Genomic DNA, 15,949 nt, shown 5'->3' on the forward strand with positions numbered 1-15,949 from the left:
CGCGATAATGCGTGCCCGATTCTTGCATGCACGACTGCGTCGCCCACCACCCCGGGCCACACAGCCAAAGGGCCAGCTACCCGCCAGCCCCGTTGCCAGGAGATACACAATGTCTACCCCACCCGTCACCCTCATGGTGTCGCGCCGCGCCGCCCATGGCCGCTACCAGGACCTGCTGGCCTGGCTGCACGAAGGCGAACAGCTGGCCACCGACTTCCCTGGCTACCTCGGCTCGGGCATCCTTGCCCCGCCCCGGGATGGCGACGAATTTCAGATCATCTTCCGCTTCAGCGACGAGCCGACGCTGCATGCCTGGGAGCACTCCGCCTCTCGCCGCGCATGGTTACAACGCGGCAACGGTCTGTTCGAACGCCCCAAAGAGGCGCGCGTTAGCGGTATCGACGACTGGTTCGGCACCAACACGGTGCGGAAACCGCCACGCTGGAAGCAGGCCGTGGCCATCTGGCTGGCGTTTTTCCCAGTTTCGCTGGCCTTCAACCTGCTGTTCGGCCATTGGTTGACGGCACTCGACCTCGTGCCCCGGGTACTGCTCAGCACCCTGGCCCTGACGCCGGTCATGGTGTACCTGTTCATCCCGCTGTCCACCCGCCTGCTAGCCAGTTGGCTGCATGCCTCCCCGGCCACTGCCGGCGCCTTGCGCAGCCGCTGAGGCCAGGCCATACAACAGGGAAACAGTTCGGGTATGCTGGGTGGCAACCAAAGGACAGACAAGTTGACCACCCCGAACATGAACAGCCCCATTCTCGTTACCGGAGCCAGCCAGCGCGTCGGGCTGGCCCTGGCCCTCGAACTGGCACAGGCCGGCCATACGGTGGTCAGTGCCAGCCGCAGCATCCAGCCGCAGGCAGCCCACCCCAACATCGTGCAGTTTCAGGCCGACCTGTGCCAGGCGGGCGACCGCCAGGCGCTGATCGATCACCTGCACGATCGTTACGACGGACTGCGCGCCATCATCCACAACGCCTCGCTATGGCTCGACGACAGCCTCGACAACCTCGAGACCATGTTCCGCCTGCACGTCGAAGCGCCCTACCATCTCAACCTGGCCCTGGGCGACCTGCTGGCCAAGGTGGAAAAGGCCGACATCATCCACATCTGCGACGAAACCTCCTCGCGCGGCAGTAAAAGCCACATCGGCTACGCCGCCACCAAGGCCGCGCTGCAGAATATGGTGCTGTCATTCGCCGAAAAATATGCGCCCAAGGTGCGTGTGAACGGTATCCTGCCTGGGCTGCTGATCCTCAAGGAAGGGGGTGACGACGCCTACCGTCAGCAAACCCTGAAAAAGGCCCTGCTGGAGTTCGAACCCGGCGCCGGCCCGCTGATCGAGACCGTCAAGTATCTGCTCGCCAGCCAGTACAGCACCGGCAGCCAGGTGGTCATCAACGGTGGCCGCCACCTGAAGAACCGCATGACTTGAGAGAAGACCATGACCCCACAGCAACAGCTCGAGCTCGAGGCCGCCGCGTTCCGGCGCCTGATCGAACACCTGCAAAAGCGCACCGATGTACAGAACATCGACCTGATGAACCTGTCCGGTTTCTGCCGCAACTGCCTGTCCAAGTGGTACAAGGCCGCCGCTGACGAGCGTCAGCTGGACCTGAGCCTGGATGATGCCCGCGAAGCGGTGTACGGCATGCCCTACGCCGAGTGGAAAGCCCAATACCAGAAAGAAGCCAGCGCCGAACAACAAGCGGCGTTCGAAAAAGGAAAACCTCGTGACTGACCTGAATACCCTGCGCGCAAGCCTGGCCAGCGGCCAACATGTATTTGCCGATACCTTGGCGTTCATTGCCGACAACTACAGCTACCAGCCGCAGGCCTTCAACAACGGCGGCGTAGAGAATGCGGCAGGGCAGAACGAAGGTTCGTGCAAAACCCTGGGCCTGGCCTTGCTTGAAGGGCTGAGCGACCAGGAAGCACTGCTGGCCTTCGGCGAACACTACCGTGATGTGCTGGCCACGCCTGAGGGCAGCGACCATGGCAACATCCGTGCACTGATCAAACACGGTCTGGCGGGTGTGAAGTTTGCTGCGCAGCCGCTTGCGCGCAAGGCTTGAGATTGCCGGGGCCGCTTTGCGGCCCCACGATCCCGCGCCCACCCTCAATCCATGATGGTGCCAGGCCCCCCGCCTTCCAGCCTCCCCTGCCGCAACCACTGCAAGGCCACCGGCCACAGGCTTTCGCGAAACCGGTCATGGAAAAACGCGAAATGGCCAATTTCCTCGGCCGAGATATCCACAGGTGCAATGCGCAGGTGCTTTCGCTCGGCACCCTGTAGATAACCCAACAAACGCTCGGTCGCCGCCACGGTCCCGAAAGGGTCGTCCGTCAGACTGATGGCCAGCGTCGTCGCACGCACCTGGGCGAACGGTAGCGCCGCCAACGCCCGCCCGCTGGGGCGGTGCTCATAACGTGGGGTACGCGTGGTCCAGTCGTGCACCACGCCGGATGGCGTGTCTTCCAGCCAACCCAGGCGCTTGCCGGGAAAATAGCCGAATACCCGGGTCAGCAGCGGCATGACCACATGCCACTTGCCGAACAGCTGCCAGCGTTGGTTGGCCGCGTAGTCGCGCCAGTAGGCGAACTGCGCGCCAACCATCACGACCCGACGGATCAGGCCAGCCGACGGTGCCAGGCCTACTGCACAACCGCCGAAACTGTGCCCCACCACGTCCACCGGCTGACCTGGAAAATGCGCTGCCGCATGCGCCAGCATGGCTTCGAAATCCAGCCGGCCCCAGTCGCTCCAGGAGGCCTGGAAACCACGCAGCGACGCCGGCCGGGATTCGCCGATGCCACGGTAGTCGTAGGTCAGCACATCGCAGCCGTGGGCGAACAGGTAGTCGGCAAAGCGGGCGTAATAGCGGCAGCGTACCGAAGTGGCAGCGTTGATGATCACCAGCGGGCGCTGGGGGTCAGGTTGGGCGTGGCGCCAGCAGAAGCCGCCGAGGCGGTAGCCGTCGGCCGCGGGGTGGCGAAACGGGGTAGCAGGTTGGGTGAGGCTACTCATGGCGCACTCCCTGTCGTTGTGCGCCAAAACTAGCAAATATTTTGTAGCCTGTACCGGCCTCTTCGCGGGTGAACCCGCTCCTACAGGGGTGGGGAACCCGTAGGAGCGGGTTCACCCGCGAAAAGGCCAGTGCAGGCTGATCCGATTACAGCTCGACGCAGTCGAACTTCACATCGGTGGCCACGTCTTCGTCGTAGTTGACGTCAGCGCGCTCGAAGCCGAACAGGTTGAGGAACTGCTTCTTGTAACCGGCATAGTCGGTCAGCTCGAACAGGTTCTCGGTGGTCACCTGTGGCCACAGGGCCTTGCAGGCGTTTTGCACGTCGTCACGCAGTTCCCAGTCGTCCAGGCGCAGGCGCCCCTTCTCGTCGACCTCTGCCGGCGCACCGTCGGTACGGTACATACGGTCGCGGTACATGCGGTCGAGCTGGTCCTGGGTGCCTTCGTGAACACCTTTCTCCTGCATGATCTTGAAGACCATCGACAGGTACAGTGGCATCACCGGGATGGCCGAGCTGGCCTGGGTAACCACCGACTTGAGCACCGCCACATTGGCGCCGCCTTTCACTTCACCGGCCAGCTTCTGGTTCAGACGCAGGGCGGTTTCGTCCAGGTCCTGCTTGGCCTGGCCCAGAGCACCGTGCCAGTAGATCGGCCAGGTGATATCGCTGCCAATATAGCTGAAGGCCACGGTGCGAGCGCCTTCGGCCAGTACATTGGCGCCAGCCAGCGCATCGATCCACAGCTGCCAGTCCTGGCCACCCATGACGGTGACGGTGTCGGCAATTTCCTGCTCGGTGGCCGGCTCGATGCTGGCCTCGATGATGGTGTCCTTGTTGGTGTCGATGGCGGTCGACTTGTATGGCTGGCCGATCGGCTTGAGTGCCGAGCGAATGACTTCACCGGTCTGCGGCAGCTTGCGCACGGGCGAAGCCAGCGAGTAGATGACCAGGTCGACCTTGCCACCCATTTCGTTCTTGATCAGCTCGATGACCTTGGCGCGGGCTTCGTCGGAGAAGGCGTCACCGTTGATCGACTTGCTGTACAGGCCCTCGGCCTTGGCGAACTTGTCGAAGGCGGCAGCGTTGTACCAGCCAGCAGTGCCGGCCTTGGTCTCGGTGCCTGGTTTTTCGAAGAACACGCCCAGGGTGTCGGCCTTGAAGCCGAAGGCCGCCGTGATGCGGGCAGCCAGGCCGTAGCCGCTGGAAGCACCGATGACCAGGACCTTCTTCGGGCCATCCTCGCGTACGCCCAGCTTGCGGGTGGCTTCGATCTGGTCACGGACGTTGAGCTCGCAGCCCTTCGGGTGAGTCGTGGTGCAGATGAAACCGCGAACCTTAGGATGAATGATGGCCAATGTCTGTACCTCGTCAGGTTTATGCCAGGAAAGCGCCGCTTGGGGCGATTCCGATTGATCAGAGGGTGAGACTACCCCCGCAGGTTATCCGACACATATTACGGGGTGATCAGAGGGATGCAAAACCAGAGTTCGTCTGTGCAGGAGGGTCATGGCTGCAGGAAATCCAGATTGGCTGGTTAGAACCTTCGCCAGCCATTGATTTGCTTTTCACATCAATCAGAAAGAAAAACAAACTTAACAAATAAGCCAAACCCGCCGATGCTGGCGGCACTACGCCCATTGCACGGAGAACAACAACATGAACGACGTGGTGATCGTCGCCGCAACCCGTACCGCCATCGGCAGCTTCCAGGGCGCCTTGGCCACTGTGCCTGCAGTTGACCTCGGCGCCGCCGTGATCAAGCAACTGCTGAAACAAACCGGGCTGGACCCGGCGCAGGTCGACGAAGTCATCCTCGGCCAAGTGCTCACTGCCGGTGCCGGACAGAACCCGGCACGCCAGGCAGCGATCAAGGCTGGCCTACCCTTCAGCGTACCGGCCCTGACCTTGAACAAGGTCTGCGGCTCGGGCCTCAAGGCCCTGCACCTGGCCGCCCAGGCGATCCGCTGTGGTGATGCCGAAGTGGTGATTGCCGGTGGCCAGGAGAACATGAGCCTTGCCCCCTACGTCATGCCCTCGGCCCGCACCGGCCAGCGCATGGGCCATGGCCAACTGATCGACAGCATGATCACGGACGGCCTGTGGGATGCCTTCAATGACTACCACATGGGCATCACTGCCGAAAACCTGGTGGACAAGTACGGCCTCAGCCGTGAGCAGCAGGATGCCTTCGCTGCCGAATCGCAGCGCAAGGCAGTGGCAGCGATCGAGGCTGGCCGTTTCGACGCTGAAATCACCCCCATCGTGCTGCCGCAGAAAAAGGGAGAGCCCAAGGTTTTTGCCCGTGACGAGCAACCACGCCCGGACACCACCGCCGAGTCCCTGGCCAAACTGCGTCCGGCCTTCAAGAAGGACGGCAGCGTCACCGCAGGCAATGCCTCCAGCCTGAACGACGGCGCCGCCGCCGTGCTTTTGATGAGCGCAGCGAAGGCCGAGGCTTTGGGCTTGCAGGTACTGGCGAAGATCGCCGCCTACGCCAGTGCCGGGGTAGACCCCGCGATCATGGGCATTGGTCCGGTTTCGGCGACCCAGCGTTGCCTGGACAAGGCCGGTTGGCAACTGGCCGAACTGGACCTGATCGAAGCCAACGAAGCCTTTGCCGCCCAGGCGCTGGCCGTGGGCAATGCGCTGGCATGGGATGCCGCGCGGGTTAACGTCAATGGAGGGGCGATTGCCCTGGGCCACCCGATTGGTGCTTCCGGGTGCAGGGTGCTGGTGACCCTGTTGCACGAGATGATCAAACGGGATGCCAAGAAAGGCCTGGCGACCTTGTGCATTGGTGGTGGACAAGGGGTGGCGCTGGCCATCGAGCGCTGATTGATTCAAGCAGGCCCGGCCTCTTCGCGGGTAAACCCGCTCCTACACTGATCGGTGGCGGACACACATCGGTGATCGGGCGCAGGCCGCGTGTAGGAGCGGGTTCACCCGCGAAAGGGCCGGGCCTGCTAGCCAATTTCCACCCGCCGTTCACCGTTGCAGCTGCCACCGTATTCGCGGGTAAACCCGCTCCTACCACTGATCGGTGGCGGACACACATCGGTGATCGGGCGCAGGCCGCGTGTAGGAGCGGGTTCACCCGCGAAAGGGCCGGGCCTGCTGGCCAATTTCCACCAGCCGTTCACCGTTGCAGCTGCCACCGTATTCGCGGGTAAACCCGCTCCTACACTGGTGGTGGACACTCATCGGTGATCGGGCGCAGGCCGTCGTAGGAGCGGGTTTACCCGCGAAGAGGCCGGCACAGGCAGCATCTGATCAAGCCGCGGCTCGGTCCTGCTCCAGCGACGCGGCCAGCACCGCCACTTCCTGGCACTTCTGCACGGCCAGTTCCACTGGACTCTCCAGCAACGAACAAGCCGGCGCCAACCACAGCCGCTCACCCAAGCGTTCATGGGCTTCGTGCAGCAGCCCCAAGGTCTTGCCCAGATCGCAAGGCGAGGCGTTGCGACCGTCGACCAGGCCCAGCGACAGTACCTTGTAGGCCGGCAGGCGATCGAGAATGGTCTGGTACTGCTCGGGCGCCTGAACCAGATCGACGTGCAGGCCATCGACCGGCAGGTTGGCGGCCAGGCCGAGGTTGCCTTCCAGGCCGCCGAAGTACGTGGCGATCAGCTTCTTCAACGGTGCGCGTTGAAGGATGTTGTAGACACGTTCATAGGCGTTTTTCCAGTCCTGGGGCAGCGCCTGAGCGAGGATGGGTTCATCGATCTGCACCCATTCAACGCCCAGCGCGGCCAGGCGGTTGAGGAGCTGGTCATACACGGGCAGCAGGCGGTCAAGCAGCTCCAGCTTGTCGAAGTCACCGCCCAGGGTCTGGCCCTGCCACAGATAGGTCAAGGGGCCGATCACCACCGGCTTGACTGCAAGGCCCAGGGCCTTGGCGTGCTCCACTTCTTCGAACAGTGGTTCCCAGTTCAGAACGAACGGCTGATCGCCTGCGCTAAGCACGTGGCTGTCCCAGGCGAAGTCACCGACCGGCACCAGCTCGATGCCGGCGTCTTTCTGCACCTGCCAATGGCGAGCACGCAGCTCGCGGTCACGGCCGATGTGTGGAAAGCCCAGGTTATGTGCCAGTGCCATGTCTTGTCCCTTCAGCATGCTTGAATGAATGAGGGGGATTCTCCGGCTGGCGGGGTATTGAGACAAACTCATTAAATTTGAGATGAACCCAAGAAATCTTCATGATCATACTGTCATGATCTTCACGCCCCCATGTCTCATTCAGATCACCACCTTGCGCATCCGGACATGACCCAGCTCGCCTTCTGCCGCACAATGCCACCCTGACCACACCAGGTGCCCGGCCAATATGAGCCTGCTGAAAACCGCCCTGCGCGAACAGAACTTCGTCTGCGTAATGGAGTTCGTCCCCAAGCCTTCCGCAGAACGCTTTGCCGCCATGGAAGCGATCATGGCCCGTACGCACCTGTGCGGCTGGCCCATGACCGTGGCCATCGGTGATCGTGTCGGCAGCCCGCTGGACATGTCACCGCTGGACGCCCTCGCCTCGTTCAGCAACCCGGTGCCCGCCCTGCCGCATTTTTCAGGCAAGGATCGCGAACGCCACCACCTGCTCGCCCAACTGCAGCGCATGGACGCCGCCGGCCTCGACCAGCTGTTACTGCTGACTGGCGACCGCCTGCCCGGCCATGAACCAGGCCAGCGCCCGGTGCGTTATCTGGAATCGGTCGCCGCCCTGCAGGTTGCCCGCCAGGCCTGCCCGCACTGGCTGCTGGGCGCGGCGCTGAACCCGTTCAAGTACCACGAGGAAGAAGGCGGCGCCCAGTACTTCAAGGCCGAGAAAAAGCTGGCAGCGGGGGCTGACTTCCTCACCTTGCAGCTGGGCTTCGATGCCGCCAAGCATCAGGAAGCCATACACTGGATGCGCCGTCAGGCCTCACCCAAGCCCATGCTGGCCTGCCTCATGAGCCTCACCCACGGGCGCGCGGCGATGCTCGACCACGTGGCCGGCGTCACTGTCACGCCATCCATGCGCGACATGCTCGAAGCGGAGACGGCGCAGTCCAAGGCCTTTGCCCAGGCGCGCAGTGTTGACCGCCTGGCCTTGCAGATTATCGGTACAAAGCTGATGGGCTACGCCGGTGTGCACCTGTCAGGGGTTCACACGCTCGAACAGCTGCTGGCCCTGGAGGCCCGTATCGAGTACTGGCAAACCCAGGTTCAGTCCCTGGAGCAATGGGCACCGGCCTGGCACGCCAGCTGGCAGATGCCTGGCCTGCCGGCGGTGACCTTCCATCCGCCACAGGCTGGCTGGCGCCTGGACGAGTCACGGGTCGATGCCTCATTCAAGGAAAAAGCCCGCTATCATCTGATGCATGGCATGCACGCACTGCTGTTCAGCCGGCGCAACAGCCTGAGCAAGGCCTTCGGCTGGGCGGTGCGCCAGCCTCTGTGGGGTACACGCGTCGGCGCACACGTGCTGCACACGCTGGAGCGCAGTGTGAAGCGCCCGCTGGTGGGTTGCGACACCTGCGGCCGTTGCCGCCTGGAAGACACCTTGTATATCTGCCCGGAAACCTGCCCTAAAGGCCTGGCCAATGGCCCTTGCGGCGGAACCGCCCTGAACCGCTGCGAGTTCGGCGACCGCGAGTGCATCCACAGCGTCAAGTACCGCACCGCCAAAGCAGTGCGGCAAACCGCTGTGCTGACCGAACGCCTGATCCCGTGCATCGAGGTCGAAACCCGCCACCGCAGCTCATGGCCGCAGTGGTTCGCAGGGCAGGCGCCGCAGCGGCTCAGCCCGCAGCCATTGCCTCGAAGCCAGCCCGAATCGTAGCCTCGGGCAGTTCATCGGCAATGAACACCATCACGCTCTCGCGCGCTTCGCCTGCAGCCCACTCGGCGTCCCAGTCGAAGCCATAAAGCTTGAGCACGCCCTGAAACACCAGCTTGCGCTCCTCGCCGGCAATGTTCAGCACGCCCTTGTAGCGCAGCAGCTGTTTGCCGTGGGTTTCCAGCAGCTCGTTCATGAAGCTGCTGAGGCGGTCGATATCCAGCGGGGCTTCGGTACGCAGCACCATCGTGGAGATACGGTCCGGGGTGGCAGGCTTGAGCACCGGTCGCAACATCGGTTTCAGGTTCACCCCAAGGTCAGGGTTGAGGTTGAAACCTCGCACATCCAGTAACTCAGCCAGGTCGATGCAGCCGTGTTCGACCACACGGATCGCAGCCCTGCTATTGATGCGGGCCAGGCGTTCGCGCAGGGCTTCAACAGCAGCCGGCTCGACCAGGTCGGTCTTGCTCAGCAGCAGACGGTCGGCAAAGCCGACCTGGGCCTGAGCGATGGTCTGGGTCAGGTGCAGTTCGGCATGCGCGGCATCGACGAGGGTGATGATGCCGTCGAGGATGTAGCGCTCACGCAGCTCTTCGTCGATGAAGAACGTTTGCGCGACCGGCGCCGGGTCGGCCAGGCCGGTGCATTCGATCACCAGGCGATCGAAGGCGATTTCCCCCGCATCCAGGCGTTCAAGCAGCAGGTAAAGAGCGCGAGTCAGGTCGCCATGGATGCTGCAGCATACACACCCGTTGGCCAAGGTCATGACCTGCACCGGCTGGTCCCCCAGCAGTTGGCTGTCGATGCCGGCCTCGCTGAATTCGTTTTCGATCACGGCGAGCTTCAGGCCATGCTCGGCCTTGAGCATGTGCTTGAGCAAGGTGGTCTTGCCGGCACCGAGGAAGCCTGTAAGGACGGTTACGGGAATGGGCGTCTGCACGCAAAATACTCCTGAATCTGAAAATGACTGTGGGAGCCGGTTACCCAGGCTCCCACAGGTTTACACGTACCGCAGGCTCAACAGCACTTGGGCCCGGACTTGCCACCGTAACGTGCTTCCTGACGTTCGCGGAAGAACGCCTCGTAGCTCATCACCGGCTTGTCCGGATGCGTTTTCTGCATGTGTTCGACATAGTTGTCGTAGTCGGGCATGCCGACCATCAGGCGGGCTGCCTGCCCCAGGTATTTGCCCAGTCGACCCAAGTCGTTGAACATGATTGCAGTCCTCTCGATTACGCGTCAGGCAACGCCTGGAACGGGGTTTCCTTGTCGCTGCGTTCTTTGCGGCCCAAGGCGGCGTAGCCGACCTTGATGGCGAAGAACAGGATGCTGAAGACCACCAGCAGGAACAAGATCGTCAGGCCCGCGTTGGTGTAGGCGTTGAAGATCACGTGCTGCATCTGCCCGATGTCCTTGGCCGGGGCCAGTACCTGGCCGGCGTCCAGCGCAGTGCTGTACTTCTTGGCCAAGGCCAGGAAGCCGACAGCCGGGTTGGGGTCGAACAGCTTGATCAGGCCTGCAGCCGTGGTGCAGATCAGCAGCCATACGGCCGGCAGCAGGGTGACCCAGATGTAGCGCTGACGCTTCATCTTGATCAGCACCACAGTACCGAGCATCAAGGCGATACCGGCCAGCATCTGGTTGGAGATACCAAACAGCGGCCACAGGGTGTTGATGCCACCCAGTGGGTCGATGACGCCCTGGTACAGCAGATAGCCCCAGAGTGCCACGCAGCCAGCGGTGGCGAGCAGGTTGGCCCCCCACGATTCGGTGCGTTTGAGTGCAGGCACGAAGCTGCCCAGCAGGTCCTGCAGCATGAAGCGCCCGGCACGGGTACCAGCGTCTACCGCCGTGAGGATGAACAGCGCCTCGAACAGGATCGCGAAGTGGTACCAGAAGGCCATGGTGTTTTCACCTGGCAACACCTGGTGCAGGATCTGCGCGATACCGACCGCCAGGGTTGGCGCACCGCCGGCACGGGCCAGGATGGTGTGCTCGCCGATGTCACGGGCAACGGCTTCGAGCTGCTCGGGTGTAATCAGGAAGCCCCAACTGCTGACGGTCTGCGCCACCGACGCGACATCGGTACCTACCACTGCAGCCGGGCTGTTCATGGCGAAGTACACGCCCGGTTCGATCACCGAGGCCGCAACCATGGCCATGATGGCAACGAACGATTCCATCAGCATGCCGCCGTAGCCGATATAGCGGGCGTTGGTTTCGTTATCCAGCAGCTTGGGAGTGGTCCCCGAGGAAATCAGCGCGTGGAAGCCGGACACCGCACCACAGGCAATGGTGATGAACAGGAACGGGAACAGGGTCCCCTTCCACACCGGGCCGGTGCCGTCGGTGAACTGGGTCAGCGCCGGCATTTTCAGCTCAGGTGCGATGATCAGGATACCGATGGCCAGGCCAAGGATCGTGCCGATCTTGAGGAAGGTCGACAGGTAGTCACGCGGTGCCAGCACCAGCCACACTGGCAGCACGGCGGCGACAAAACCGTAGCCCACAAGCATCCAGGTGATCTGCACGCCGGTGAACGTGAACGCCGGGCCCCACACCGGGTCCGCAGCGATCACGCCGCCCAGCCAGATCGAGGCCAGCAGCAGTACCACACCAACGACCGAGATTTCGCCAATACGGCCCGGACGGATGTAGCGCATGTAGATGCCCATGAACATCGCGATCGGGATGGTCGCCATCACCGTGAACATGCCCCATGGGCTTTCGGCCAGGGCCTTGACCACGATCAACGCCAGCACCGCGAGGATGATGATCATGATCAGGAAACAGCCGAACAGGGCGATGGTGCCCGGGATTCTGCCCATTTCCTCGCGCACCATGTCGCCCAGCGAGCGCCCGTTGCGGCGGGTAGACAGGAACAGGACCATGAAGTCCTGCACCGCACCGGCCAGCACCACGCCGGCGATCAGCCAGAGCGTGCCGGGCAGGTAGCCCATTTGCGCGGCGAGTACCGGCCCGACCAAGGGACCTGCGCCGGCGATGGCAGCGAAGTGGTGACCGAAAAGAATGTGTTTGTTGGTCGGGACGTAGTCCAGGCCGTCGTTGTTGAGCACCGCCGGGGTGGCACGGCGGGGGTCGAGTTGCATCACCTTGGTGGCGATGAACAGGCTGTAGTAACGATAGGCGACCAGGTAGATGGCCACTGCCGCGACCACGATCCACAAGGCGTTGATCGCCTCGCCGCGACGCAGGGCAACCACACCCAGTGCGCAGGCGCCTATGACTGCCAGCGCCAGCCACGGAATATGGCGTAGCAGGCTATTATTGTTGTTCATGGTTAGCTTCCAGCTGGTGGATTGGAAAGACCGCCCACCGAGTCTAGGGCCAGTCAAGCGGCATTGCCACACTTGCTTCGTTCTAGAGCCTCTGCGGCCAGATTGCAGTACCTGATGCACATGCAACTCTAACTATAGTCAGGATGACACCTGATGACCTATTCGAGGATCCATGCCATGAGCGATCATGACGAACGCCGCCGCTTTCAACGCATCGACTTCGATGCCCCCACCGAGCTGCGCCAGGGGCTGAAACGCTGGCCTGCAAAACTGCTGGACCTTTCACTCAAAGGCTTGCTGATCGAACGCCCGGCAGACTGGGATGCCGACCTGACCCAGGACTTCGACGCCATCATCGACCTGGACAACGAGGTCCGTGTGCAGATGCAGGTCGAACTGCGCCACGAAGAACCGGACCGCCTGGGCTTCATTTGCCTGTACATCGACGTCGATTCGATGACCCATTTGCACCGTCTTGTGGAATTGAACGTGGCTGACAGCACCGAAATGATGCGTGAGCTGCGCGAACTCATCGAATAATAAAATCTCTTAGCTAGCTAATAGCCTTCCCGCCTGGTGTTTCTTGTCTACCCAGACAGCTTTAAGCCTGGGTAGCGATGCTTTGTACACACCCTTCTAATACAGCTTCTGCCAAGTTGGTACGCCTTCTGCATTGGGTTTTAGCACACCCTGCAGCCAGACCTGTTCGCGCTCCGATCAAAATATTGTATACAATTCTTGTGGCAATCATTTGTAGGAAGTGTCTACAGTAGCGGCACAACAATAAACAGAGAGCCTGCTCCATGACTACGTCCCCTAGCACGTCTCCCGCCAAGCGACCCGAGGATGAAAACCTCGGCCTTGGTGCCAACCTGGCCTATGGTCTGCAGCATGTGCTGACCATGTATGGTGGGATCGTCGCAGTACCCCTGATCCTGGGGCAGGCCGCGGGCCTGAATGGTGCCGAAATCGGCATGCTGATCGCCGCCTCGCTGTTCGCCGGTGGCCTTGCTACCCTGCTGCAGACCCTTGGCCTGCCGTTCTTCGGTTGCCAGTTGCCACTGGTGCAAGGCGTGTCGTTCGCCGGTGTGGCGACCATGGGTGCGATCCTGAGCAGCGAGGGGGGCGGTGGCCTGCCTGGGGTGCTCGGCGCGGTCATGGCTGCGTCGCTGATCGGCTTTCTGATCACACCGGTGTTCTCGCGCATCACCAAGTTCTTCCCGCCGCTGGTGACCGGTATCGTCATCACCACCATCGGCCTGACCCTGATGCCGGTTGCCGCACGCTGGGTAATGGGTGGCAACAGCGCCTCGCCGGAGTTCGGCAGCGTGGCCAACATCGGCCTGGCCGGGCTGACCTTCGCCATCGTGCTGCTGCTGAGCAAGCTTGGCAGCGCCACCATCTCACGCCTGTCGATCCTGCTGGCCATGGTGGTCGGCACGCTGATCGCCTGGGCATTGGGCATGACCGATTTCAGCAAGGTCAGCGAAGGCCCGATGTTCGCCTTCCCCACGCCTTTCCACTTTGGCATGCCGGAGTTCCACATCGCCGCGATCCTGTCGATGTGTATCGTGATCATGGTCACCCTGGTGGAAACGTCGGCCGATATCCTCGCCGTGGGTGAGATCATCGACACCAAGGTGGACTCCAAGCGCCTGGGCAACGGCCTGCGCGCCGACATGGCCTCGAGCATCCTGGCGCCGATTTTCGGTTCGTTCACCCAAAGCGCGTTCGCCCAGAACGTTGGCCTGGTGGCCGTGACCGGGGTCAAGAGCCGCTACGTGGTGGCTACCGGCGGCGTGATTCTGGTGGTACTCGGCCTGCTGCCAGTCATGGGCCGGGTGATTGCCGCCGTGCCTACCCCGGTACTGGGCGGCGCCGGTATCGTGCTGTTCGGCACCGTGGCGGCCAGCGGTATCCGCACCCTGTCCAAGGTCAGCTACAAGAACAACGTCAACCTGATCATCGTCGCGGCCTCGCTGGGCTTCGGCATGATCCCGATTGCCGCGCCGACCTTCTACCACCACTTCCCGAACTGGTTCGAGACCATCTTCCACTCCGGCATCAGCTCGGCGGCGATCATGGCCATCCTGCTGAACCTGATCTTCAACCATTTCACCACCGGCAACTCCGAAAACCAGTCAGTGTTCGCTGCAGCCTACGAGCGCACCATCCAGTATTCGGACATTTCCGCGCTGCGTGATGGGGACTACTTCAAAGATGGCAAGCTGTTCGATGCCGAGGGTAACGAAGTGCCGATGCTGGAACTGGACGAGCACGGCAATGAAACGGTCAGGCGCACGGCCGTTGCCGAGCACTGACGGGTTGCAGGAGCGAGCTTGCTCGCTCCTGCACGCTATTCGAACAATGCATCCAGCGCCTGTTCCAGCCGGGTAACGGCAATCACCTGCAACCCCGCAGGCGCTTCTTTCGGCGCATTGCCCTTAGGTACGATGGCACGCTTGAAGCCGTGCTTGGCCGCTTCCTTCAAGCGCTCCTGGCCACTGGGCACCGGCCGTACCTCGCCCGACAAGCCGATCTCGCCAAACACCAGCAAACCATGGGCCAGTGGCCGGTTGCGCAAGCTCGACATCACCGCCGCCAGCAGCGCCAGGTCCGAAGCCGTTTCCAGCACCTTCACCCCGCCGACCACGTTGAGAAACACATCCTGATCATGGGTCGGGATACCGCCATGGCGGTGGAGCACCGCCAACAACATGGCCAGACGGTTCTGGTCCAGGCCCAAGGTCACCCGCCGCGGGTTGGCCAGATGGCTATCGTCGACCAGCGCCTGCACCTCGACCAGCATTGGCCGGGTCCCCTCCCAGGTTGCCATCACCACGCTACCCGGCACCTCTTCCTGAGTACGGTTGAGGAAGATCGCCGACGGGTTGGATACCTCTTTGAGGCCACGATCGGTCATGCCGAACACGCCCAGCTCGTTGACCGCGCCAAAACGGTTCTTGACCGCCCGCAGCAAGCGCAGGCGGCCATCGGACTCACCCTCGAAATACAGCACCGTGTCGACCATGTGCTCCAGCACCCTTGGGCCAGCCAGCGAGCCTTCCTTGGTCACGTGGCCGACCAGGAAGATTGCCGTACCGCTTTGCTTGGCATAACGCACCAGCAACGCTGTGCTTTCGCGCACCTGGGCCACGCCGCCCGGGGCCGATTGCAACTGCTCGGTGAAAATGGTCTGGATCGAGTCGATCACCATTACCCGCGGCTTCTCGACCCGCGCCGTGGCAATGATCGTCTCGATGCAGGTTTCGGTCATCACCTTGAGCTGGTCCTGGGGTAGGCCCAGCCGCCGCGAGCGCATGGCCACCTGCTGCTGCGACTCCTCCCCCGTGACATACAGGGCCGGCATGCCCACGGCAATGTTGCACAAGGTCTGTAGCAAAATGGTCGACTTGCCGATGCCGGGGTCACCGCCAATCAGCACCACCGAGCCATCCACCAGGCCGCCACCCAGCACGCGGTCCAGTTCGGTGCTGCTGGTCGTGAAACGCGGGATTTCCTCGACACTGACTTCGGCCAGGGTCTTGATCTGCGCCTGCTGCCCTGTCCAGCCAGCGCGGCCGCTACTGGGTGCAGCAGCGCCGCCGCTTTCGATCATGGTTTCGACCAGGGTGTTCCAGGCCCCGCATTCGCCGCACTGGCCGGCCCATTTGGGGAAGGTCGCGCCGCATTCGGTGCAGCCATACAAGCGCTTGGCCTTGGCCATGGGTGAGGTCTCCTGGAAAAATTCGCCATGATAGCTGAGCAGGACGTGTCTCGAACGCCTCGGGATGCGACAAAACTA

15 protein-coding genes are annotated in these 15,949 nt (G+C 62.5%); 8 read left to right on the forward strand and 7 right to left on the reverse strand.

All coding sequences use genetic code 11. The features are described 5' to 3' along the window. Positions 1–109: 109 nt before the first annotated feature. Genes AC3RCM_RS23325 through AC3RCM_RS23340 form a run of 4 tightly spaced genes read left to right on the forward strand, consistent with a single transcriptional unit; the run spans position 110 to position 2,081 of the window. On the forward strand, positions 110–670 hold the full coding sequence (locus tag AC3RCM_RS23325) for a putative antibiotic biosynthesis monooxygenase (RefSeq protein ID WP_064491633.1): 561 nt from the start codon (positions 110–112) through the stop codon (positions 668–670). 33 nt (positions 671–703) lie between these two features. Beyond that, positions 704–1,441, forward strand: a complete 738-nt coding sequence (gene folM, locus AC3RCM_RS23330; RefSeq protein ID WP_492629170.1) for a dihydromonapterin reductase — start codon at positions 704–706, stop codon at positions 1,439–1,441. A 9-nt stretch (positions 1,442–1,450) separates the two neighbouring features. Further along, positions 1,451–1,747 (forward strand): DUF1244 domain-containing protein, encoded by a 297-nt coding sequence (locus AC3RCM_RS23335; protein ID WP_158666133.1) that lies wholly within the window; start codon positions 1,451–1,453, stop codon positions 1,745–1,747. Further along, entirely contained in the window at positions 1,740–2,081 is a 342-nt protein-coding gene (locus AC3RCM_RS23340) for a HopJ type III effector protein (RefSeq protein WP_014592347.1), read from the forward strand. Before AC3RCM_RS23335 ends, AC3RCM_RS23340 begins: the two co-directional genes overlap by 8 nt. Positions 2,082–2,125: 44 nt before the next feature. Here the strand turns inward: AC3RCM_RS23340 and AC3RCM_RS23345 are convergent, their stop codons facing one another. Both AC3RCM_RS23345 and fabV read right to left on the reverse strand, forming a co-directional pair. Beyond that, positions 2,126–3,034, reverse strand: a complete 909-nt coding sequence (locus AC3RCM_RS23345; RefSeq protein ID WP_064491634.1) for an alpha/beta hydrolase family protein — start codon at positions 3,032–3,034, stop codon at positions 2,126–2,128. A 145-nt stretch (positions 3,035–3,179) separates the two neighbouring features. After that, positions 3,180–4,391 (reverse strand): enoyl-ACP reductase FabV, encoded by a 1,212-nt coding sequence (gene fabV / locus AC3RCM_RS23350; RefSeq protein ID WP_003251642.1) that lies wholly within the window; start codon positions 4,389–4,391, stop codon positions 3,180–3,182. A 301-nt stretch (positions 4,392–4,692) separates the two neighbouring features. Between fabV and AC3RCM_RS23355 the strand changes: the two genes are divergently transcribed. Next, on the forward strand, positions 4,693–5,871 hold the full coding sequence (locus tag AC3RCM_RS23355) for an acetyl-CoA C-acetyltransferase (RefSeq protein WP_409312772.1): 1,179 nt from the start codon (positions 4,693–4,695) through the stop codon (positions 5,869–5,871). Between the two features lie 435 nt (positions 5,872–6,306). Here AC3RCM_RS23355 and AC3RCM_RS23360 read toward each other — a convergent pair whose 3' ends face one another. Beyond that, positions 6,307–7,131: a 5-methyltetrahydropteroyltriglutamate--homocysteine methyltransferase gene (locus tag AC3RCM_RS23360; RefSeq protein ID WP_104887058.1), complete on the reverse strand. Its 825-nt coding sequence runs from the start codon at positions 7,129–7,131 to the stop codon at positions 6,307–6,309. Positions 7,132–7,360: 229 nt separating this feature from the next. Here AC3RCM_RS23360 and AC3RCM_RS23365 point away from each other — a divergent pair, with 229 nt between their 5' ends. Further along, positions 7,361–8,848: a methylenetetrahydrofolate reductase C-terminal domain-containing protein gene (locus AC3RCM_RS23365; RefSeq protein ID WP_198748243.1), complete on the forward strand. Its 1,488-nt coding sequence runs from the start codon at positions 7,361–7,363 to the stop codon at positions 8,846–8,848. Here AC3RCM_RS23365 and yjiA read toward each other — a convergent pair. From yjiA to AC3RCM_RS23380, 3 genes are all read right to left on the reverse strand, one after another. Next, positions 8,808–9,785, reverse strand: coding sequence for a GTPase (gene yjiA, locus AC3RCM_RS23370; RefSeq protein WP_064491637.1), 978 nt, complete (start codon positions 9,783–9,785; stop codon positions 8,808–8,810). The two genes, AC3RCM_RS23365 and yjiA, sit on opposite strands and share 41 nt — an antisense overlap. Before the next feature lie 77 nt (positions 9,786–9,862). Then, complete coding sequence (locus AC3RCM_RS23375) at positions 9,863–10,060, reverse strand: YbdD/YjiX family protein (RefSeq protein WP_003251633.1); 198 nt, start codon at positions 10,058–10,060, stop codon at positions 9,863–9,865. A gap of 17 nt (positions 10,061–10,077) precedes the next feature. Beyond that, on the reverse strand, positions 10,078–12,144 hold the full coding sequence (locus tag AC3RCM_RS23380) for a carbon starvation CstA family protein (RefSeq protein ID WP_004577217.1): 2,067 nt from the start codon (positions 12,142–12,144) through the stop codon (positions 10,078–10,080). 177 nt (positions 12,145–12,321) lie between these two features. Here AC3RCM_RS23380 and AC3RCM_RS23385 point away from each other — a divergent pair, with 177 nt between their 5' ends. Together AC3RCM_RS23385 and AC3RCM_RS23390 are read left to right on the forward strand one after the other, a co-directional pair. Continuing rightward, on the forward strand, positions 12,322–12,684 hold the full coding sequence (locus AC3RCM_RS23385; RefSeq protein ID WP_029615590.1) for a PilZ domain-containing protein: 363 nt from the start codon (positions 12,322–12,324) through the stop codon (positions 12,682–12,684). Positions 12,685–12,947: 263 nt separating this feature from the next. Further along, a complete protein-coding gene (locus tag AC3RCM_RS23390; protein ID WP_012053706.1) occupies positions 12,948–14,465 on the forward strand; it encodes a nucleobase:cation symporter-2 family protein in 1,518 nt (505 codons plus the stop codon). A gap of 35 nt (positions 14,466–14,500) precedes the next feature. Here AC3RCM_RS23390 and radA read toward each other — a convergent pair whose 3' ends face one another. Beyond that, positions 14,501–15,871: a DNA repair protein RadA gene (gene radA / locus AC3RCM_RS23395; protein WP_003251626.1), complete on the reverse strand. Its 1,371-nt coding sequence runs from the start codon at positions 15,869–15,871 to the stop codon at positions 14,501–14,503. Positions 15,872–15,949 lie beyond the last annotated feature (78 nt).

This window comes from Pseudomonas sp. GW823-FHT05G12, assembly GCF_058795575.1.

Excerpts from the sequence above, each read along its gene's own strand:
- AC3RCM_RS23325 (WP_064491633.1), top strand. The coding sequence starts at position 110 with ATGTCTACCCCACCCGTCACCCTCATGGTGTCGCGCCGCGCCGCCCAT.
- folM (WP_492629170.1), top strand. The coding sequence starts at position 704 with ATGCTGGGTGGCAACCAAAGGACAGACAAGTTGACCACCCCGAACATG.
- AC3RCM_RS23335 (WP_158666133.1), top strand. The coding sequence starts at position 1,451 with ATGACCCCACAGCAACAGCTCGAGCTCGAGGCCGCCGCGTTCCGGCGC.
- AC3RCM_RS23345 (WP_064491634.1), bottom strand. The coding sequence starts at position 3,034 with ATGAGTAGCCTCACCCAACCTGCTACCCCGTTTCGCCACCCCGCGGCC.
- AC3RCM_RS23355 (WP_409312772.1), top strand. The coding sequence starts at position 4,693 with ATGAACGACGTGGTGATCGTCGCCGCAACCCGTACCGCCATCGGCAGC.
- AC3RCM_RS23360 (WP_104887058.1), bottom strand. The coding sequence starts at position 7,131 with ATGGCACTGGCACATAACCTGGGCTTTCCACACATCGGCCGTGACCGC.
- AC3RCM_RS23365 (WP_198748243.1), top strand. The coding sequence starts at position 7,361 with ATGAGCCTGCTGAAAACCGCCCTGCGCGAACAGAACTTCGTCTGCGTA.
- AC3RCM_RS23375 (WP_003251633.1), bottom strand. The coding sequence starts at position 10,060 with ATGTTCAACGACTTGGGTCGACTGGGCAAATACCTGGGGCAGGCAGCC.
- AC3RCM_RS23380 (WP_004577217.1), bottom strand. The coding sequence starts at position 12,144 with ATGAACAACAATAATAGCCTGCTACGCCATATTCCGTGGCTGGCGCTG.
- AC3RCM_RS23385 (WP_029615590.1), top strand. The coding sequence starts at position 12,322 with ATGAGCGATCATGACGAACGCCGCCGCTTTCAACGCATCGACTTCGAT.
- AC3RCM_RS23390 (WP_012053706.1), top strand. The coding sequence starts at position 12,948 with ATGACTACGTCCCCTAGCACGTCTCCCGCCAAGCGACCCGAGGATGAA.
- radA (WP_003251626.1), bottom strand. The coding sequence starts at position 15,871 with ATGGCCAAGGCCAAGCGCTTGTATGGCTGCACCGAATGCGGCGCGACC.